16 protein-coding genes are annotated in these 20,299 nt (G+C 60.2%); 10 read left to right on the forward strand and 6 right to left on the reverse strand.

Annotated elements, in window-relative coordinates:
• Window positions 1-56: 56 nt before the first annotated feature.
• The gene (gene betT / locus RGM3321_RS04600; RefSeq protein WP_244391794.1) at window positions 57-2,012 is read right to left on the reverse strand and encodes a choline transporter BetT; all 1,956 of its coding nucleotides are present in this window, start codon (window positions 2,010-2,012) and stop codon (window positions 57-59) included.
• A 652-nt stretch (window positions 2,013-2,664) separates the two neighbouring features.
• Here betT and hutU point away from each other — a divergent pair.
• From hutU to hutG, 9 genes are all read left to right on the forward strand, one after another.
• Window positions 2,665-4,362, forward strand: coding sequence for a urocanate hydratase (gene hutU / locus RGM3321_RS04605; RefSeq protein ID WP_244391781.1), 1,698 nt, complete (start codon window positions 2,665-2,667; stop codon window positions 4,360-4,362).
• Between the two features lie 112 nt (window positions 4,363-4,474).
• A complete protein-coding gene (locus RGM3321_RS04610) occupies window positions 4,475-5,443 on the forward strand; it encodes an ABC transporter substrate-binding protein (RefSeq protein WP_244391782.1) in 969 nt (322 codons plus the stop codon).
• 73 nt (window positions 5,444-5,516) lie between these two features.
• Entirely contained in the window at window positions 5,517-6,368 is an 852-nt protein-coding gene (locus RGM3321_RS04615; RefSeq protein WP_005733871.1) for a proline/glycine betaine ABC transporter permease, read from the forward strand.
• Window positions 6,365-7,195, forward strand: a complete 831-nt coding sequence (locus tag RGM3321_RS04620) for a glycine betaine/L-proline ABC transporter ATP-binding protein (RefSeq protein WP_244391783.1) — start codon at window positions 6,365-6,367, stop codon at window positions 7,193-7,195. The genes RGM3321_RS04615 and RGM3321_RS04620 overlap by 4 nt, the downstream gene beginning before the upstream one ends.
• Before the next feature lie 12 nt (window positions 7,196-7,207).
• Complete coding sequence (hutH, locus tag RGM3321_RS04625) at window positions 7,208-8,749, forward strand: histidine ammonia-lyase (protein WP_244391784.1); 1,542 nt, start codon at window positions 7,208-7,210, stop codon at window positions 8,747-8,749.
• Between the two features lie 55 nt (window positions 8,750-8,804).
• On the forward strand, window positions 8,805-10,352 hold the full coding sequence (gene hutH / locus RGM3321_RS04630) for a histidine ammonia-lyase (RefSeq protein ID WP_244391785.1): 1,548 nt from the start codon (window positions 8,805-8,807) through the stop codon (window positions 10,350-10,352).
• A gap of 106 nt (window positions 10,353-10,458) precedes the next feature.
• Window positions 10,459-11,835, forward strand: a complete 1,377-nt coding sequence (locus RGM3321_RS04635) for an amino acid permease (protein ID WP_244391786.1) — start codon at window positions 10,459-10,461, stop codon at window positions 11,833-11,835.
• A 15-nt stretch (window positions 11,836-11,850) separates the two neighbouring features.
• Complete coding sequence (hutI, locus tag RGM3321_RS04640; RefSeq protein ID WP_244391787.1) at window positions 11,851-13,056, forward strand: imidazolonepropionase; 1,206 nt, start codon at window positions 11,851-11,853, stop codon at window positions 13,054-13,056.
• Window positions 13,057-13,067: 11 nt separating this feature from the next.
• A complete protein-coding gene (gene hutG, locus RGM3321_RS04645; protein WP_244391788.1) occupies window positions 13,068-13,868 on the forward strand; it encodes an N-formylglutamate deformylase in 801 nt (266 codons plus the stop codon).
• Between the two features lie 135 nt (window positions 13,869-14,003).
• Here the strand turns inward: hutG and RGM3321_RS04650 are convergent, their stop codons facing one another.
• Window positions 14,004-16,262, reverse strand: a complete 2,259-nt coding sequence (locus RGM3321_RS04650) for a heavy metal translocating P-type ATPase (protein WP_244391789.1) — start codon at window positions 16,260-16,262, stop codon at window positions 14,004-14,006.
• 86 nt (window positions 16,263-16,348) lie between these two features.
• Between RGM3321_RS04650 and cadR the strand changes: the two genes are divergently transcribed.
• Window positions 16,349-16,795, forward strand: coding sequence for a Cd(II)/Pb(II)-responsive transcriptional regulator (cadR, locus tag RGM3321_RS04655; protein ID WP_244391790.1), 447 nt, complete (start codon window positions 16,349-16,351; stop codon window positions 16,793-16,795).
• 21 nt (window positions 16,796-16,816) lie between these two features.
• Here cadR and RGM3321_RS04660 read toward each other — a convergent pair whose 3' ends face one another.
• From RGM3321_RS04660 to lgt, 4 genes are all read right to left on the reverse strand, one after another.
• Entirely contained in the window at window positions 16,817-17,713 is an 897-nt protein-coding gene (locus tag RGM3321_RS04660) for a hypothetical protein (protein ID WP_244391791.1), read from the reverse strand.
• A 3-nt stretch (window positions 17,714-17,716) separates the two neighbouring features.
• Window positions 17,717-17,914, reverse strand: coding sequence for a hypothetical protein (locus RGM3321_RS04665; RefSeq protein ID WP_010434507.1), 198 nt, complete (start codon window positions 17,912-17,914; stop codon window positions 17,717-17,719).
• A 74-nt stretch (window positions 17,915-17,988) separates the two neighbouring features.
• On the reverse strand, window positions 17,989-18,960 hold the full coding sequence (locus tag RGM3321_RS04670) for a thymidylate synthase (RefSeq protein ID WP_002555742.1): 972 nt from the start codon (window positions 18,958-18,960) through the stop codon (window positions 17,989-17,991).
• 52 nt (window positions 18,961-19,012) lie between these two features.
• Complete coding sequence (lgt, locus tag RGM3321_RS04675; RefSeq protein ID WP_010434503.1) at window positions 19,013-19,825, reverse strand: prolipoprotein diacylglyceryl transferase; 813 nt, start codon at window positions 19,823-19,825, stop codon at window positions 19,013-19,015.
• Between the last annotated feature and the right edge of the window lie 474 nt (window positions 19,826-20,299).

Consider the following 20,299-nt stretch of genomic DNA (forward strand, 5'->3'; position numbering starts at 1 on the left):
TGTGGCGCGGCGCAGAGCGTGAGGGGCGATAGTTGTGACCGCCCCCCACGCCCCGATCACCGCACCAGATGCAGAAACTGCATATGCCGCTCGTACTGATCGAGCACGTCGTTGATGACCTGTTCCTTGGTGTAGCCCACCAGGTCGTAGTCCTGACTGCCTTCGCTCAAGTGAACCTCGGCGCGATAGTAGCGGCGGTTGTTCAGCTGTTTGGAACCCATGCCGCCACGGGCGAACGAAGGGGTGAAGAAGCCCTTCATCTGCACTTGGTAGATAAACGGACGCTCTTCGCCATGACCGATTTCCAGGGTCACCGAGTCGTTGGACGGGTCAGGTACGTTGACCACGTTCAAACCCTTCTCGACAAACACCGCCGTCACTTCATCAATAGCCGGACGCACGGTCTGGTCGAGGAAGCGGTACACCTCGTCTCGCGACGGGTAATGCACGGCCTGGCTCAGGCGCTGACGCCACCCGCCGCGCCTTGAACCGGACACTGGCGCCAACGAATACAGTTGCGCAATCTGGCGCTGGGATTCCATGACGAACGCTTTGTGCAGGCCCCACATCATCAGTAGCAGGATCAGCGAGAACGGCAGCGACGTCAGCACCACCGCCGATTTCAGCGCATCGATACTGCCCGAGAACAGCAGGCCGCTGGTGATCAGTGCAGTCGCCACACCCCAGAACACCCGTAGCCATTTCGGACCGTCTTCGTCAGGATTGCCGCCTTTGGCGGAGAGCGTCGACAGCACCACCGTGCCCGAATCGGCCGACGTCACGAAGAACACAAAGCTGATAAATACCGTGACCGCAATGACGGTCTTGCTCCACGGATAGGTTTCCAGCAGCAGGTACAGGGTCATCGATGGATCATCGATGGCCGACTGGCCCAGCGCAGTCATGCCGTGGTTGAGCACCTGATCGATGGCGCTGTTGCCGAAGATCGACATCCAGGCCAAGGTGAAACCCAGCGGGATCAACAGCACGCCGAAGACGAACTCGCGGATGGTCCGGCCACGCGAAATACGCGCAATGAACAGGCCCACGAATGGCGCCCAGGCAATCCACCAGGCCCAATAGAACACGGTCCAGCCGCCCAGCCAGTCACTCGGCTCGTTATAGGCGTAGACGTCGAAGCTCTTGCTCGGCAACGCCCCCAGATAGTCACCGATGTTCTGCACCAGCGTGTTGAGCAAGTGCTGAGTCGGGCCGGCAAACAGCACGAACAGCAGCAGCGCACAGGCAAGCAGCATGTTGATGTCGGACATGACGCGCACGCCCTTGTCGACACCGGCTATCGCGACCAGAATCGCCGCGCCCATCATCAGGGTAATCAGACCGACCTGAATCCAGTGGGTATGCGCCACGCCAAACAGGTAATCCAGACCGGAATTCAGGTGCAGTACCCCGAAGCCCATATCTGCGCCCAAGCCGAAGATGGTCGCAATGATGCCGAAGCCATCGACCGCGTAACCGATAGGGCCATTGATGCGTTTGCCGATCAGCGGGTACAGCGCCGAACGCAGGGCCAGCGGCAGGTTGTGGCGATAGGCGAAGTAGGCCAGCGCCATGCCGACAAAGGCGAACACGCCCCAGCCATGCAGGCCCCAGTGCAGAAACAGCAACTGCATGCCCTGACGCGCGGCCTCAGCCGTACCGCCTTCGCCCTGCGGCGGTTGCAGCAGGTGCGTCAGTGGCTCTGAAACGCAGAAGAAGAACAGCGTGATGCTGATGCCCGCGGCGAACAACATGCCGGCCCATGACAGGTAACTGAACTCGGGTTCGTCGTGGTCGGCACCGAGCTTGATCTTGCCGAAGCCCGACAAGGCGGTGACCACCACGAAGACCAGATACAAGGTCATGACCATCATGTAGTACCAGCCGACCGTATTGGCCGCCCAGTTTTGCGCCGCCAGCAGCCATTCTCCGCTGGCTTGCGGGAAGGCAATGACAACGATGCCGAAAATCAGAATAAAGCTCGCAGCGAAGTAGAACACTGGAGCGTTCATGCGGACGGTGCCGCTTGAAGAGGTACTCGGAGAACTCATCGGTTGCGTGCCTCCGGACTGATAAAACCAACTGCAAAAAGCGGATACGGCAAGGGTAAGCCTCCTGTTGTGAGCGGGCAGCGAACCACCGGTTTAACTTGAACGAGCGTTCAATTTAAACATGAAAGTGCCCGTAAAGACTAATCGGGGGCCAGTGAATGCTCGCTCAGGCTTGGGTATGACGCATGCTTGAGCGGGATCGTTCCCATCCTCAGGCAACACAATTCAGGCCCTCCCAACGGTGATTTTGCAGGCCTCGATAAATAACCGGTGTTGACCCGGCGACCCTGCGCACATTTCCCGCACCATTCTGTTACCTGCCGCCCCAAAAGCGCGCAAATCACGCTTCAGGTAACAGGCCTGACTTCACCTCACACATTTGTTCGCCCGTTCGGAAAAGTCCGCTACCCCCTGAAAATACTGAGCCGAAGAGTCATCGAACGATCAATGAATAGCCGTCGGGTAAAGTTGGTCTTCTGATTGCATATGCTTGTATGTACAAGTAGAGACAGGCTAAACATTCTGCCTTTCTACCGGACTGAATCGGCCTGCTTCGCCAGGCACTGCTCGCCCTTCAACGGGCTGGTTCGAATTGATCGCCGAGGATTTTTTTGTGACCGAGAATAATCAAGACCTGAAGCAGGACTGGACCCGCTACCGCGAAGGCGTCGTACGGGCTGCTCGCGGCACCCAATTGACGGCCAAAAGCTGGATGACCGAAGCACCACTGCGCATGTTGATGAACAACCTCGACCCGGAAGTCGCTGAAAACCCCAACGAATTGGTGGTTTATGGTGGCATTGGCCGTGCCGCGCGCAACTGGGAGTGCTACGACAAAATCGTCGAAAGCCTCACTCAGCTCAACGATGATGAGACCCTGCTGGTGCAGTCCGGCAAGCCGGTCGGCGTGTTCAAGACCCACAGCAACGCTCCACGCGTGCTGATCGCCAACTCCAACCTGGTGCCGCACTGGGCCAGCTGGGAGCACTTCAACGAGTTGGATGCCAAGGGTCTGGCAATGTATGGCCAGATGACCGCAGGCAGCTGGATCTACATCGGTAGCCAGGGCATCGTGCAAGGCACCTACGAAACCTTCGTCGAAGCCGGACGCCAGCACTATGACGGCAATCTCAAGGGCCGCTGGGTGCTGACCGCAGGACTGGGCGGCATGGGTGGCGCGCAACCGCTAGCCGCCACACTGGCCGGGGCCTGTTCGCTGAACATCGAATGTCAGCAGAGCCGTATCGATTTCCGCATCAAGACCCGCTACGTCGACGAGCAGGCGGCTGATCTGGATGACGCTCTGGCACGCATCGCCAAATACACCGCCGAAGGCAAAGCCATCTCCATCGCCCTGTGCGGCAACGCAGCAGAAATTCTGCCGGAAATGGTCCGTCGCGGCGTGCGCCCAGACATGGTCACCGACCAGACCAGCGCCCACGATCCGCTCAATGGCTACCTGCCCAAAGGCTGGACCTGGGATGAGTACCGCGCCCGCTCGGTGAACGAGCCGGCCGGAGTGGTCAAGGCTGCCAAGCAGTCGATGGCCGAACACGTCGAAGCCATGCTGGCGTTCCAGCAAGCGGGTATTCCAACCTTCGACTACGGCAACAACATTCGCCAGATGGCCAAGGAAGTCGGCGTCGCCAATGCCTTCGATTTCCCCGGTTTCGTTCCGGCCTACATCCGCCCGTTGTTCTGCCGTGGCATAGGGCCATTCCGCTGGGCCGCGCTGTCGGGTGACCCACAGGACATCTACAAGACCGACGCCAAGGTCAAAGAGCTGATCCCGGACGACGATCACCTGCATAACTGGCTGGACATGGCCCGCGAGCGCATCAGCTTTCAGGGCTTGCCCGCGCGTATCTGCTGGGTCGGCCTGGGTCAGCGCGCCAAGCTGGGTTTAGCGTTCAACGAAATGGTCCGCAGCGGCGAGCTGTCGGCACCGGTGGTGATCGGTCGCGACCACCTGGACTCCGGTTCGGTCGCCAGCCCCAACCGCGAAACCGAATCCATGCGCGATGGCTCCGATGCCGTCTCCGACTGGCCGCTGCTCAATGCCCTGCTCAACACCGCCAGCGGCGCGACCTGGGTTTCGCTGCATCACGGCGGCGGCGTGGGCATGGGCTTCTCGCAGCATTCCGGGATGGTGATCGTCTGTGACGGCACCGACGAAGCCGCCGAGCGCATCGCCCGCGTCCTGCACAACGACCCGGCCACCGGAGTGATGCGCCATGCCGATGCCGGTTATGACATTGCCATCGACTGTGCCAAAGAGCAGGGCTTGAACCTGCCGATGATCGGGCGTTAAGGAGTCTGCGGTTATCAAACCGACAGACTCGGGGAACGGGCATGAACATGCCCACGGGCCGGATGCCTACTTGAAGCTGCCGCCATCCATTTCAAGCTTGGGAGCATCGATAATGAAAATGAAAAAGGCCCTGTTGGCCACCTTGGTATCCGCAGGCTTGCTCGCCAGTGCAGGCGCAAGTCAGGCTGCAGGCTGGTGCGAATCAGGCAAACCGGTGAAGTTCGCCGGTCTGAACTGGGAAAGCGCGATGCTGCTGACCGACGTCCTGCAGGTCATTCTGGACAAGGGTTACGGCTGCGCCGTGGACGCCCTGCCCGGTAACTCGATCGCCATGGAAAACGCCCTGGGCACCAACGATATCCAGATTTTCGCCGAAGAATGGGTCGGCCGCAGCGAAGTCTGGAACAAGGCCGCCGCAGCCGGAAAAGTGGTCGGTGTCGGCGCACCCATCGTTGGCGCAGTCGAAGGCTGGTACGTGCCGCGTTACGTGATCGAAGGCGATGCCAAACGCAAGCTTGAAGCCAAGGCGCCCAACCTGAAATCCATCAGCGATCTGGCCCAGTATTCGGCGGTGTTCAAGGATCAGGAAGAACCCGGCAAAGGCCGCTTCTACAACTGCCCGGCTGGCTGGACCTGCGAGCTGGAAAACAGCGAAATGCTCAAGAGCTATGGCCTGGAAAGCAAATACACCAACTTCCGCCCGGGTACTGGCCCTGCGCTGGATGCGGCTATTCTCTCCAGCTACAAACGTGGCGAACCGATCCTGACCTACTACTGGTCGCCGACCCCGCTCATGGGCCAGGTGGATCTGGTGCGTCTGGAGGAGAAAGCCGGGGTCAACAAGACCATCGATATCAAGGTCGGCGTGTCCAAAGTGTTCCACGATGAGGCCCCTGAACTGGTCGCCGTCCTGGAAAAGGTCAACCTGCCTATCGATTTGCTCAACCAGAACCTGGGGCGCATGGCCAAGGAACGCATCGAATCGCCGAAGCTGGCGAAGATTTTCCTGAAAGAGCACCCCGAAGTCTGGCACAAATGGGTCAGCGAAGACGCCGCGAAAAAGGTGGACGCTTCGCTGTAAACGAAAGGGCAGTCGGACTGACAAGTCCGACTGCCCTGACGTTGACCCGACACACCTCATTTGAGAGCCGCTTATGTTTCCTGAAAGCTTCACTTTCTCGATCGCCAACTGGGTCAACGACGGGGTCGACTCGCTGGTGACTCAGTATGGCGATGTGTTCCGGCACATCTCCGACACCCTGCTATGGGCCATCGTCAACCTCGAAAGCCTGCTGCGCATGGCACCGTGGTGGCTGATGCTGATCATTGTCGGCGGCATTGCCTGGCACGCGACGCGCAAAATCGTCACCACGGTGGTGATCGTCGGCCTGCTGTTTCTGGTCGGCGCGGTCGGATTGTGGGACAAGCTGATGCAGACATTGGCGCTGATGCTGGTCGCCACGATCATTGCGGTACTGATCGGCATTCCACTGGGCATTCTCTCCGCGCGCAGCAATCGCCTGCGCTCGGTGCTGATGCCGCTGCTGGACATCATGCAGACCATGCCCAGCTTCGTTTACCTGATTCCGGTGCTTATGCTGTTCGGCCTGGGCAAGGTCCCGGCTATCTTCGCCACGGTGATCTACGCCGCACCGCCATTGATTCGTCTGACCGACCTGGGCATTCGTCAGGTTGACGGCGAAGTGATGGAAGCCATCAACGCCTTCGGTGCCAACCGCTGGCAGCAACTGTTTGGCGTGCAACTGCCGCTGGCCATGCCGAGCATCATGGCCGGGATCAACCAGACAACCATGATGGCGCTGTCGATGGTGGTCATTGCCTCGATGATCGGCGCACGCGGGCTTGGCGAAGACGTGCTGGTGGGCATTCAGACGCTTAACGTCGGTCGCGGGCTGGAAGCGGGTCTGGCCATCGTCATTCTGGCGGTCGTCATCGACCGAATCACGCAGGCCTATGGCCGCCCACGGCATGAGGCGCACAAATGAGCAGCGTGGAACCGAACAAGATCGTCGTTAAAAACGTATTCAAGATTTTTGGCAACCGCTCAAAGGAAGCACTGGCGCTGATCAAACAGAACCAGAGCAAGGATCAGGTACTGGCGCAAACTGGCTGCGTGGTCGGGGTGAACGACCTGTCGCTGTCGATCGGCAGTGGCGAAATCTTCGTCATCATGGGCCTGTCCGGTTCCGGAAAATCGACGCTGGTACGCCACTTCAACCGCCTGATCGACCCTACCAGCGGCGAGATTCTGGTCGATGGCGAAGACATCTTGCGCTACGACATGGAGGCGCTGCGCCAATTCCGTCGGCACAAGATCAGCATGGTGTTCCAGAGCTTCGGCCTGCTGCCGCACAAGACCGTGCTGGCCAACGTCGCGTACGGCCTGAAAGTGCGCGGCGAGAGCAAGGCGCTGTGCCAGGAACGCGCGCAGCACTGGGTCAAGACCGTCGGCCTGAAGGGCTACGAAAACAAATACCCGCACCAGCTTTCCGGTGGCATGCGCCAGCGCGTCGGTCTGGCACGAGCACTGGCGGCCGACACCGACATCATCCTCATGGACGAAGCCTTCAGCGCCCTCGACCCGTTGATTCGCGCCGAGATGCAGGACCAACTGCTGGAACTGCAAGCCAGCCTGCACAAGACCATCGTGTTCATTACCCACGACCTGGATGAAGCGGTACGCATCGGCAATCGCATCGCGATCCTCAAGGACGGCCGATTGATTCAGGTCGGTACACCGAAAGAAATCCTTCACTCGCCAGCCGACGATTACGTGGACCGTTTCGTTCAGCGCCGCGTGGCCACCCTTTAAGGACTGTTGCAGATGTCGCGAGCAGAACAGATCGTCATCGGTGAAGCCCCGCTGGGCTGGCAGGACGTAGTCGCCGTAGCCCGGCAAGGCGCGCAACTGGTGTTGTCGGATGCCGCCTGGGCGCGGATCGATAACGCGCAGGCCATCGTGCAGCAGATCGTCGTCAGCGGCGAACGCGCCTATGGCGTGAACACTGGGCTTGGCGCGCTGTGCAACGTTTCGCTGCAAGGCGAACAGCTCAGTCGCCTGTCGCGCAATACCCTGCTCAGCCATGCCTGCGGCGTGGGTACGCCGCTGGCCGACGAGCAAACTCGCGCAATCATCTGCGCCGCAATCCTCAATTACAGCCTGGGCAAATCCGGCATTCACCGGCAAGTGGTCGAAGCGCTGCTTGCCTTGCTCAACCGCGGTATTACGCCACACGTGCCATCGCAGGGTTCGGTGGGTTACCTGACCCACATGGCGCACGTCGGTATCGCGTTACTGGGCATCGGTCAGGTCAGCTATCGCGGGCAGATCGTCCCGGCTGAGCAGGCCTTGGACGAAGAAGGTCTGGTTCCGGTCATCCTCGGTGCCAAAGACGGCTTGTGTCTGGTCAATGGTACGCCGTGCATGACCGGCCTGAGCTGCCTGGCCATCGCCGATGCCGAGCGCCTGAGCCAATGGGCCGACGTGATCGGTGCGATGACCTTTGAAGCCCTGGGCGGTCAGCTGGACGCATTCGATGAAAGCATTCTTGCCCTCAAGCCGCATCCCGGTATGCAGCAGGTGGGCAAGAACCTGCGCAGCGTGTTGGCGGGCAGCGAAGTGCTTGCCAGCAGCCAGGGCATTCGTACTCAGGACGCGCTGAGCATCCGCTCGATTCCCCAAGTGCATGGCGCAACCCGTGACCAACTGGCTCATGCCACCCGCCAGATCGAGACCGAACTGAACTCGGTCACCGACAACCCCATGCTTCTTGGAACGCCCGAAGACTGGCGCGTGGTGTCCCAGGCCAATCCACACGGCCAGTCGGTGGCCATGGCGGCAGACCTGCTGTGCATGGCGATGGCCGAGCTGGGCTCCATCGCCGAGCGACGTCTAGACCGCCTGATCAACCCGATGGTCAGCGGCCTGCCGGCGTTTCTGGTCAGTCAGCCGGGGGTCAATTCAGGGATGATGATCGTTCAGTACGTCGCCGCCTCGCTGTGCGCGGAAAACCGCCAGATGGCGCAACCGGCGGTGGTCGACAACTACGTGACCTCCGGCCTGCAGGAAGACCATCTGAGCCTGGGCACCAGTGCCGCGCTCAAGCTGCACAAGGTGCTGGGCAACGTCACGCAGATTTTGGCCATCGAGTATTTGCTGGCGGCCCAGGCGTTCGAATTCCTCAAGGCGCAAGGGTTTGGCGTGGGTACGGCGGCTGCGTGGCGACTGCTGCGCGAACGGGTTCCGGCCTACGATGAAGACCGCTGGCTGGCCCCTGATATCGCCAGCAGCGCGGCCCTGCTCAAAGACGCAACATCGCTGGAAAGGGTTTTCCAGCACTGCCGCGATCATGCGGCAACCCTATAAAAAGCGGCTGACGGCCACACGCCGTTGCTGACATCAATCAAGGAGTAGCTGCATCGTGACCACCTTATCTGCCAAGACGCTGAACCTGATCCCCGGCCAACTGACCCTGGCGCAATTGCGCGCCATTCATCAGCAGCCGGTCAGCCTGACGCTGGACAGCAGCGCAGACCAGCAGATCGACGACAGCGTCGCCTGTGTCGAACGCATTCTGGCCGAGAACCGCACCGCCTACGGCATCAACACCGGCTTTGGCTTGCTGGCCTCGACACGAATCGCCAGCGAGGACCTGGAAAACCTGCAGCGTTCGCTGGTGCTGTCGCATGCGGCCGGTGTTGGTCAGCCGATCAGCGATGATCTGGTGCGCGTGATCATGGTGCTCAAGGTCAACAGCCTGAGCCGCGGCTTCTCGGGCATTCGGCGAGTGGTCATCGACGCCCTGATTGCGCTGATCAATGCCGAGGTCTACCCGCATATTCCGCTCAAGGGCTCGGTCGGTGCTTCCGGTGACCTGGCGCCGCTGGCGCACATGTCGCTGGTGCTGCTGGGCGAAGGCAAGGCGCGCTACAAGGGCGAATGGCTGAACGGCGTCGATGCGCTGGCGGCTGCCGGGCTGCAACCGCTGACCCTGGCGGCCAAGGAAGGATTGGCGCTGCTCAACGGCACGCAAGTGTCTAGCGCCTACGCATTGCGCGGCCTGTTCGAAGGCGAAGACCTGTTCGCTGCGGCTCTGACTTGCGGCTCTCTGACCGTTGAGGCGGTACTCGGTTCGCGCTCGCCCTTCGACGCGCGCATTCATGCCGCACGCGGGCAGCGCGGGCAGATCGACGCGGCGGCCTGCTACCGTGACCTGTTGGGCGAAAGCAGCGGCGTGTCCGAGTCGCACCGCAACTGCGACAAGGTTCAGGACCCCTACTCGTTGCGCTGCCAGCCACAGGTCATGGGCGCATGCCTGACCCAGCTGCGTCAGGCCGCCGAGGTGCTGGAAATCGAAGCCAACGCGGTGTCCGACAACCCGCTGGTGTTCGCCGCCGAGAACGACGTCATATCCGGTGGCAATTTTCACGCCGAGCCGGTCGCCATGGCCGCAGACAATCTGGCATTGGCCATTGCCGAGATCGGCTCGCTCAGCGAACGGCGTATTTCGCTGATGATGGACAAGCACATGTCGCAGCTGCCGCCCTTCCTGGTCGCCAACGGCGGGGTCAATTCCGGCTTCATGATCGCGCAGGTGACAGCCGCCGCGCTGGCCAGTGAAAACAAGGCGCTGGCTCATCCGCACAGCGTCGACAGCCTGCCGACATCAGCCAATCAGGAAGACCATGTGTCGATGGCCCCGGCCGCAGGCAAGCGGTTATGGGAAATGGCAGAAAACGTTCGCGGGATTCTTGCCGTAGAATGGTTGGCTGCCTGCCAGGGTCTGGACTTGCGTGAGGGTCTGAAAACCTCTCCGAAACTGGAGCAAGCCCGCAGCCTGCTGCGCAGCAAGGTCCCGTTCTATGAAAAGGACCGTTTTTTTGCACCGGACATCGAAGCTGCCAGCCAGCTGTTGTCCTCCACTTGCCTGAACCCGCTGGTTCCTGCACGTCTGCTACCGAGTTTGTGATGTACCGCGAGCCTGGCAGGGCTCGCTTTGGTCATTGCTGCGGGAAGCCGGTTGCAGGCGTTTTCGCGGCTTTTGCCATACCTGTATGTAATGAAATGGACCTGAAATGACGTCACAAGATGGTTTGAAACGCGGGTTATCCGCCCGCCACATCCGCTTCATGGCCCTGGGCTCTGCCATCGGCACAGGGTTGTTCTACGGCTCGGCCTCGGCGATTCAACAGGCCGGTCCGGCCGTATTGCTGGCGTACCTGATTGGCGGCGCGGCGGTGTACATGGTGATGCGCGCGCTGGGCGAAATGGCCGTTCACGACCCGGTTTCCGGCTCGTTCAGCCATTACGCCACGCGCTACATGGGCCCGCTGGCCGGTTTCGTACTGGGCTGGACCTACGCATTCGAAATGATCATTGTCTGCCTCGCCGACGTGACCGCATTCGGCATTTACATGGGCTTCTGGTTTCCGGAGGTGCCGCGCTGGATCTGGGTGCTGGGCATCGTCTTTCTGATCGGCGCGCTCAACCTGTGCAACGTGAAAGTCTTTGGTGAAACCGAGTTCTGGCTGTCGATCCTCAAGGTCAGCGCCATCGTGGCAATGATCGTCGCAGGCTTCGGCATCATGATCTTCGGCATCGGCAGCTCGACCAGCGGCACCGAAATAGGCATCAGCAACCTGTGGGCGCACGGCGGCTTCATGCCCAACGGCGTCACCGGCCTGATCGCCTCGTTTGCAGTGGTGATGTTTGCCTTCGGCGGCATCGAAATCATCGGCATCACCGCAGGCGAAGCCAAAGACCCGCAACGCAGCCTGCCACAGGCGATCAACGCCGTACCGCTGCGCATTCTGCTGTTCTATGTGCTGACACTGTTTGTGCTGATGTGCATTTACCCGTGGCCGCAGATCGGCACCCAAGGCAGCCCGTTCGTGCAGATTTTCGACAATCTGGGCATTGCGTCGGCGGCGACTATCCTCAATATCGTGGTCATCTCTGCTGCGGTGTCGGCCATCAACAGCGACATCTTCGGCGCAGGCCGCATGATGTATGGCCTGGCCCGTGAAGGTCAGGCGCCCGCCAGTTTTGCCCGCCTGTCACGGCATGGCGTGCCGTGGATGACCGTATTGGTCATGGGTATAGCGCTGCTGGGCGGCGTGCTGCTCAACTACCTGATCCCCAAGGACGTGTTCCTGCTGATCGCTTCGCTGGCAACGTTTGCCACGGTCTGGGTCTGGCTGATGATTCTGCTCACCCAGGTTGCCATGCGCCGTTCGATGAACCGCGAAGAGGCCGCACAACTGAAATTCGCGGTGCCGTTCTGGCCTTACGGGCCGGCCGCCGCCATCGTCTTCATGCTGTTCATCTTCGGCGTGCTGGGCTACTTCCCGGACAACCGTGCAGCCTTGATCGTCGGCGCAATCTGGATTGTGCTGCTGCTCATCGCCTACGGGGTGTGGGTCAAGCCAAAGGCGCTCAACAACACTCATTGATCAACGAGGCCCGGAATGAAAACGCTCTGGAAACACTGTCACATCGCAAGCATGGCGCACGGTAAATACTCGATCATCGAGCATGCCGCCATCGTGACCTCCGGAGCGCTCATCGAGTGGATCGGGCCTGAAACCGAGCTGGCCGAGCAGGAGCATGACAACTGCATCGATCTGGGCGGCGCATGGGTGACGCCCGGTCTGATCGACTGCCACACGCACACAGTGTTTGGCGGCAACCGCAGCGGTGAGTTCGAGCAGCGTCTGCAGGGTGTGAGTTACGCCGAGATTGCCGCAGCAGGCGGCGGTATTGCCAGCACGGTGCGCGCGACTCGTGCGGCCAGTGAAGATGAGCTGTACGCCAGCGCCGAGCGGCGCTTGCGGCACTTGCTCAAGGACGGCGTGACTACCGTCGAGATGAAGTCGGGCTACGGGCTGGACCTGGAGAACGAGCGCAAGATCCTGCGGGTGATCCGCCGCCTGGGCAATACCCAACCGGTCACCGTGCGCGCCACCTGCCTGGCCGCCCACGCCCTGCCACCGGAATACGCGGATCGCGCCGACGACTACATCAATCACATCTGCAACGACATGCTGCCGGCACTGGCTGCCGAAGGGCTGGTGGATGCCGTGGACGCTTTCTGTGAATACCTGGCGTTTTCGCCTGCACAGGTCGAGCAGGTATTCATCAGCGCAGGGCAGCTGGCGCTGCCGGTCAAACTGCATGCCGAGCAGCTGTCCTCATTGGGTGGCTCAAGCCTCGCGGCACGTTACAAGTCGCTGTCGGCGGATCATCTGGAGTTCATGACCGAAGACGACGCCATCGCCATGGCCGCTGCTGGAACCGTCGCGGTGCTGCTGCCGGGGGCGTTTTACTTCCTCCGTGAAACGCAACTGCCGCCAATGGACGCGCTGCGCAAGCACGGCGTGCCGATTGCCATTGCCACCGACCTAAACCCTGGCACTTCGCCGGGGCTGTCATTGCGCCTGATGCTCAACATGGCCTGCACGCTGTTTCGCATGACACTTGAAGAGGCACTGGCGGGTGTGACATTCAATGCCGCCAAGGCACTGGGCATGAGCGCGACCCACGGCTCGCTGGAAGTCGGCAAGGTAGCGGATTTCGTCGCCTGGAACATTGAGCGACCGGCTGATCTGGCGTACTGGCTGGGCGGCGATCTGGACAAACGCATCGTGCGCCACGGCGTCGAATCATCGATCTGAAGGAGAGCCCTGTGGATAACGTTCTGACATTCAAACGTGGTCGCGTTCCGCTGCTGATCAGCATGCCGCATGCCGGCCTGCTACTGACCCCGGTGGTCGAAGCCGCGCTGGTGGACGAAGCCCTGAGCCTGCCGGACACCGACTGGCACATTCCGCGCCTGTATGACTTCGCCGCCGAATTGGGCGCGAGCACCCTTGCCGCCGAGTACTCGCGTTTTGTCATCGACCTGAACCGGCCCGCTGACGACAAACCGATGTACGCTGGCGCGACCACTGGCCTGTTCCCGTCGATTCTGTTCGATGGCGTGCCGCTGTTCAAAGATGGTCAGACGCCGAGTGCCGAAGAGCGGGCGCTGTATCTGCCGCAGATCTGGACGCCCTATCACCAGACGCTAAAGCAGGAGCTGCAGCGGATGCGTGATGAGTTCGGCTATGCGCTGCTGTTCGACGCCCACTCGATTCGCGGGCACATCCCGCATTTGTTCGACGGTCGCCTGCCGGACTTCAACCTCGGCACCTTCAATGGTGCAAGCTGCGACCCGGAGCTGGCCAGCCGAATGGAGCAGGTCTGCGCTGCGGCCAAAGACTACAGCCATGTATTGAACGGGCGCTTCAAAGGCGGCCACATCACCCGCCACTATGGCGACCCGGCCAACAACATCCATGCGGTACAGCTGGAGCTGGCGCAAAGCACCTATATGGACGAGTTCGTGCCCTTCCACTACCGCTCGGACCTGGCCGAGCCGACCCGCGCCGTGCTCAAGCCCCTGCTGGAAACCTTCATCGCCTGGGGAGAGGAGCGGTTCGGCTGACAACGTCGGACGCAGAGCGTCCAGAAAGGCGCTACCACGCGGAGCGTGGGAGCGATAGTCAGTGATCGGAGCCGGTGGCCACGATTATCGTTCCCGCGCTCCGCGTGGGAATGCCGTTCCGGACGCTCCGCCTGATCACTTCTTGAGCAAGCGCAAGCCGTTGAACACCACCAGCAAGCTCACGCCCATGTCGGCAAACACCGCCATCCACATGGTCGCCAGACCCGCGAAGGTGATGCCGATGAACAGCACCTTGGTCACGATGGCCAACACAATATTCTGCTTGAGCACCGCCGATGTCCGGCGCGAAAGCGCAATAAAGGTAGGTATCTTGCGCAGATCATCGTCCATCAGGGCGACATCTGCTGTCTCGATGGCTGTATCGGTGCCTGCAGCGGCCATCGCGAAACCGATCTCCGCACGGGCCAGCGCAGGGGCATCATTGATACCGTCACCGACCATGCCCACCCGGTGATTGCGGCTGTAAAGCGCCTCGATCGCACTGAGCTTGTCGGCAGGCAGCAGATTGCCCTGCGCTTCGTCGATGCCGACCTGATCGGCAATCGCCTTGGCCGTGTGCGGGTTATCACCGGTCAGCATGACCGTCTTGATGCCCAGATCATGCAACTGAGCAATGGCTTCGCGGCTGGTCTCCTTGACAGTGTCAGCCACCGCAAACAGCGCAATCGGCCCAGATGCATCGAGCAACAGCACCACGGTCTTGCCCTGCATTTCCAACGCATCGAGCCTGGCTTCCAGCTCTGGCGAGCACAGGCCCAGTTCTTCAACCAGGCGATGGTTGCCCAGGTGATACATCTGGCCATTGATCTCGCCTTTCACACCGCGGCCACCCAACGCCTCGAACGCACTGACTTCATGCAGCGTCAGGCTGCCATCGGCGGCCTTGGCAATGGCCTGGGAAACAGGGTGATCTGAACGACCCGCAAGGCTCGCGGCGATGGCAGGCGCGCTGTCGGCGACTGCGGGGTTCAACGGCACATAGTCGGTCTGCACCGGCTTGCCGTGGGTCAGCGTGCCGGTTTTATCCAGCGCCAGGTAATCGAGCTTCTCGCCCATTTCCAGATAAACGCCACCCTTGATCAAAATCCCCTTGCGCGCCGCTGCCGCCAGACCACTGACGATGGTCACCGGCGTGGAAATCACCAGCGCACATGGGCAGGCCACTACCAGCAGCACCAGCGCCCGGTAGATCCAGTCATACCATTCGCCGCCAAAGAACAGCGGTGCGACCAACGCCAACGCCAACGCGACGACGAATACCACCGGCGTGTAGATACGCGAGAAGCTGTCGACAAAGCGCTGGGTCGGCGCACGCGAACCCTGAGCCGCTTCCACCGCATGAATGATGCGCGCCAGCGTCGAGTTGTTTGCCGCCGCAGTAACACGGTATTCCAGTGAACCCGCCTGGTTGATGGTGCCCGCGAAAACCTTATCGCCGACGGTCTTCTCCACCGGCAGACTTTCACCGGTGATCGATGCCTGATCGATGGTAGAGCTACCAGACACCACTTCACCATCAAGGCCGACACGCTCGCCGGGCTTGATCCGGACGATAGCCTCCAGCTCGACGTTTTTGGCTTCGACTTCCTGCCAACTGCCATCCGCCTGCTTGACGGTGGCAAGCTCTGGCGTCAACTGCATCAGGCCACTGATCGCATTGCGCGCCCGATCCAGCGACTTGGCTTCGATCAACTCGGCAATGGTAAACAGGAACATTACCATCGCCGCTTCAGGCCACTGCCCGATCAGAATTGCACCGGTCACCGCAATGCTCATCAGGGCATTGATATTCAGGTTGAAGTTCTTGAGCGCGATCCAGCCCTTCTTGTAGGTCGTCAGCCCGCAACTGAAGATCGACACCAGTGCCAGCAGCGCAACGACCCAGGTAGGGCCGAGTGACGCCAGATGGACCACTTCAGCGCCAAGCGCAGTAACGCCGGACAATGCCAGCGGCCACCAGTGTTTCTTCACCACCGGCACCGGTTGGTCAGACGCTGCGCCCTCCTCGACCGGCTCGGCCTGCATGCCCAGCGAACTGATGGCCTCACGAATCGGGTCGGTGGACGGCAGATCGTGCCAGACGCCCAGCATGCGGTTGATCAGGTTGAATTCCAGCTTCTGCACACCGGCCAGCTTGCCCAGTTTGTTCTGGATCAGCGTCTGCTCGGTGGGGCAATCCATTGCCTCGATACGGAAGCTGCTCAGACGACCGCCCGCTGCTGGCGCTTCGCCAAAGGTCACTACGGCAGGCTGTGCCTCGCTGGAGCAGCACGAATGCGCATGCTCCACGGGTTTTTGCTCGTGCGCGTGCTCGCCGTGATCATGGTCATGATCATGGTCATGTGCGGGGGGGTTCTTGATCGTCGTGCCCATTCGTTGTGGCTCCAGGATTCTGCTTGTTGCCAAGTGAACACCCTGTAGCCACTATAGGGTCAAGCACTCAAACGAGATGAGTCCAAATGAAAATCGGCGAACTGGCAAAACTGACCGACACACAGGTCGAAACCATCCGCTATTACGAGCGCGAAGGCCTGCTGCCCGCACCTGCTCGCAGCGATGGCAACTACCGGCTGTACACCCAGGCACACACGGAGCGCCTGTCGTTCATCCGCAATTGCCGCAGCCTGGACATGACCCTTGGAGAAATCCGCAGCCTGCTCAACCTGCGCGACAGCCCGCAGGACCAGTGCGAAAGCGTCAATGCGCTGATCGACGAACACATCGAACACGTCAACGCCCGCGTCGCCAGCCTGCAAGCGCTCCAGGAACAACTGCTCGACCTGCGCCGCCGCTGCAGCGATGGCACGACAGAACATTGCGCGATACTGGAGAGGCTGGAAGTGACGGGCGCTGTGGCAGCGCCAGAGGGCGAGCCTTCACATGTGGGGAGGAGTCATGGGCATTGAGACGGGTTTGAGATCTCTGGTTCAGCGCTGCGCAGCCTGCACCACCGCCACAAGCTCGGTGATCGCCTTGACGAGCTGATCCTTGGCAGCTTTCTCTTTCGCTGCCTCTTCACCCGCCCGCTCAGAATCAACACGCTTGAACGATTCGCGTACTTCCTCGCTGAAGACGCTGATCGAGACGATATTTTCCTGCCGAAAACCAATAGGCCTGAGCGGTGTATCACTCGGATAATCGGTCGTGTACACGACTTTAAGGGTGTCTTTATCCCGATAGCCACTGACGGTGGGTATGAGCAGAATCTCCTGATTCACACCCGTCACTTCGGTGGGGGCTCCGACGTCCATGATGTAACCGACGTAGACCTTTCGATCCACCATCGTGATCATCACTTCGTCCTTGTCGACAAATGCATCGAAAAGCGTCGAGCAGATAGGGCTGTGATCTACAGACTCACCCAGCAGGTAGGCCACAATTTCTTCTTTTTTTCTGGCACCCAGTTGCCACTTGAGAATCCTGACAGTAAGAAAAGCCCCTAGGTCTGGCATCACAAAGGTCAGTAAACCTGACAAGGCAAGGAACACACCCACTTGGCTAAAATTCCTGCCAGTGATGTCGAAATCCTGCCCTACCTGACTTAAAGCGCCCATGAAATCGGTGTTCACGGCAAAACAGAGTGGGGAGGTCGCGCTCGCCGTTTGGAGCCATTCGGGACACAACACACCCCAGTCATGCGAGAACAGTCCTGCAAGGACTGCGGTGGCAGACATGGCCGCTACAAAGCAGTAAATCCCATAACGGCCCACCTGCAGATAAAGCATCTGGCCCTCATAGCGATGCAACCTGCAGTAAATGGTGGGATCTTTCAGGCACACCAAAAAGCCGCTGACGAGTAGTGGCAGCAGAAGTAAAAAAGCCATTTATCAGGATTCGGCTTGCGGAGTGACCAGTTTTTTAGCCTTGTCGCGGGAGGAGCGAACCAAACCTTCGATTTCTTTGGCGTCCATGGACATGCGGCCGCCCCTAACCACAAGAGTGTCGATGTTCTTGATTGCCTGCATGAAGGCTTCATCTTCAGCCTTCTTCGTATCACTACGATGTCCAATCCGATTGAAAAACATAGTCGATTCCATTGAACAGGGTCAGGGGACTTACGCCAAAACTATAGCACAACGCTCAATTCGCTCTTACGGACTTAAACCGCCATCGGCGCCGTCATCGCCGGGTGGTGCTGATAGCCTTCCAGGGTGAAGTCCGAAGGCTCGATCAGTTCCAGCCATTCAGGCTGATACACACCGGTCTTGGCGAATTCCGGCACGCGGTCGGAGATCACCAGTTTCGGCATCGGGTACGGCTCGCGGGTCATCTGCTCGTTGAGCATGTCCAGGTGGTTTTCGTACACATGAGCGTCGCCGATGAAGTAGGTGAACCAGCGAGGTGTGTAGCCGGTCAGACGGCCGATGAGGCTGAGCAGCGCGGCGCCTTCGGTCAGGTTGAACGGCGTGCCGAGCCCCAGGTCGTTGGAGCGGATGTACAGCGTCAGCGAGATTTCGCGGGTCTGCGGGTTCGGGTGCAGCTGGTACAGCAGGTGGCACGGCGGCAGGGCCATTTCATCGAGCTGTGCGCAGTTCCAGCCGTGGAACAGGATCCGGCGGCTGCCTGGGTCATTGATGATGGTGTCGACGCATTGGCGAATCTGGTCGATGGCCTTGTACAGCACTACGAACGACTGACCGTCTTCTTCCGATTCGGCAATCTGGCGATAACCCTGACCAAGCGCCAGTTCGATGGCTGCGACATTGCCAGCATCGATACGCTTGTAGGCAGGCCACTTGCGCCACTGCACGCCATAGATTTCGCCGAGGTCATCCTCGCCCTTGCGGAACGGGTTGTTCAGCCACTGGGCGTTTTCGTTGGCGTTCTGGTCCCAGACCTTGCAGCCCAATTCGCGGAATTCGGCAGCATTGTTCACGCCACGCAGGAAGCCGACCATTTCGCCGATGGCCGATTTGAATGCCATGCGCCGTGTGGTGATGGCCGGAAAGCCTTCCTGCAAGTCATAACGCAGCATCGCACCCGGAAAGCTGATGGTGTTCACGCCGGTACGGTTGGCTTGCAAGGTGCCGTGCTTGATCACATGCGCGACCAGTTCCAGATATTGCTTCATAAATCACCTGCCTTGTTGAACGCGCCGGGCGTTGTCACCCGGCGTTTCGGTGTTAAGCCGCTGCCTTGCTGGCGGACGGATCGCGCTTGTAGGCCAGCCAGATCAGGAACAGACCGGCAATGATCATCGGCAGGCTGAGGATCTGACCCATGGTCACCCAGCCCCACGCCAGATAGCCCAGCTGGGCATCAGGGACGCGGACGAATTCGACCACAAAGCGGAAGATGCCGTAGAACAGCGCGAACATGCCGGAAACGGCCATGGTCGGGCGCGGCTTGCGGGCGTAAAGATTGAGGATGATGAACAGTGCCACGCCTTCCAGTGCGAACTGATATAGCTGCGAAGGATGACGCGCCAGTTGCGCAGGATCGCTGAATGGCGGGAAAACCATGGCCCACGGCACGTCGGTTGGCTTGCCCCACAGCTCGGCATTGATGAAGTTGCCGATACGCCCGGCACCCAGGCCGATTGGCACCAGCGGGGCGACGAAGTCCATCAGCTGGAAGAAGCTCTTACCGTTGCGTTTGCCAAACCACCAGGCTGCAATCATCACACCGACAAAGCCGCCATGGAACGCCATGCCGCCCTTCCAGACCTCGAATATCAATAGAGGATTGGCGATGTAGGCTGACAGGTCGTAGAACAGCACATAGCCCAGCCGCCCGCCGACGATCACGCCCATGGCCAGCCAGAAAATCAGGTCAGAGAGTTTTTCCTTGGTCCAGGTCGGGTCGAATTTGTTGAGACGACGCGACGCGAGCAGCCAGGCGCCACCGATGCCGACCAGGTACATCAACCCGTACCAGTGAATTTGCAGCGGGCCGATAGCGACGGCTACCGGGTCAATCTGCGGGTAAGGCAGCATTGCGACTCCTCAATTGGAACGCCCTTGCGAGCGATTGAATCAGGCGCGCATGTTACCGGAGCCCGGCAGGATGCTCTAGCGGCTACCGATGGAAGCCAGCTGAACGAAGTGAAAAAGGTGCACCTGATGTGTCCAGCCGCATGGTTATCGCTTCCACGGGCAGCGTTATATACAGGTCTTGGAGAGCACTGATTACGTGCCTTTCGGCTCCTGCCCGCCGGGCGTAGGAGCGCACCGGGCGGCGCTTGGCTTGTTCGCGACGACGGTGTTTCAGACGAGGCATTTTCGGCGATCATGCCGGCCTCTTCGCGAACAAGTTCGCTCCTACGAGGGCAATGTGTACTCCCTGGACTGCCCCCAAGAAGTTGGACACCAATCCGACCTAATGGGGGTGTTCAAATGGCCAAGTATTCAGAGCAATTCAAACTCACCGTCGTCAAAGCGTACCTTGAAGGCAACATCGGCTTTCGTAAG

This window comes from Pseudomonas sp. RGM 3321, assembly GCF_022836805.1.
Taxonomy (GTDB): Bacteria; Pseudomonadota; Gammaproteobacteria; order Pseudomonadales; family Pseudomonadaceae; genus Aquipseudomonas.

Excerpts from the sequence above, each read along its gene's own strand:
- betT (WP_244391794.1), bottom strand. The coding sequence starts at position 2,012 with ATGAACGCTCCAGTGTTCTACTTCGCTGCGAGCTTTATTCTGATTTTC.
- RGM3321_RS04610 (WP_244391782.1), top strand. The coding sequence starts at position 4,475 with ATGAAAATGAAAAAGGCCCTGTTGGCCACCTTGGTATCCGCAGGCTTG.
- RGM3321_RS04615 (WP_005733871.1), top strand. The coding sequence starts at position 5,517 with ATGTTTCCTGAAAGCTTCACTTTCTCGATCGCCAACTGGGTCAACGAC.
- RGM3321_RS04620 (WP_244391783.1), top strand. The coding sequence starts at position 6,365 with ATGAGCAGCGTGGAACCGAACAAGATCGTCGTTAAAAACGTATTCAAG.
- hutH (WP_244391784.1), top strand. The coding sequence starts at position 7,208 with ATGTCGCGAGCAGAACAGATCGTCATCGGTGAAGCCCCGCTGGGCTGG.
- RGM3321_RS04635 (WP_244391786.1), top strand. The coding sequence starts at position 10,459 with ATGACGTCACAAGATGGTTTGAAACGCGGGTTATCCGCCCGCCACATC.
- hutI (WP_244391787.1), top strand. The coding sequence starts at position 11,851 with ATGAAAACGCTCTGGAAACACTGTCACATCGCAAGCATGGCGCACGGT.
- RGM3321_RS04650 (WP_244391789.1), bottom strand. The coding sequence starts at position 16,262 with ATGGGCACGACGATCAAGAACCCCCCCGCACATGACCATGATCATGAC.
- cadR (WP_244391790.1), top strand. The coding sequence starts at position 16,349 with ATGAAAATCGGCGAACTGGCAAAACTGACCGACACACAGGTCGAAACC.
- RGM3321_RS04660 (WP_244391791.1), bottom strand. The coding sequence starts at position 17,713 with ATGGCTTTTTTACTTCTGCTGCCACTACTCGTCAGCGGCTTTTTGGTG.
- RGM3321_RS04665 (WP_010434507.1), bottom strand. The coding sequence starts at position 17,914 with ATGTTTTTCAATCGGATTGGACATCGTAGTGATACGAAGAAGGCTGAA.
- RGM3321_RS04670 (WP_002555742.1), bottom strand. The coding sequence starts at position 18,960 with ATGAAGCAATATCTGGAACTGGTCGCGCATGTGATCAAGCACGGCACC.
- lgt (WP_010434503.1), bottom strand. The coding sequence starts at position 19,825 with ATGCTGCCTTACCCGCAGATTGACCCGGTAGCCGTCGCTATCGGCCCG.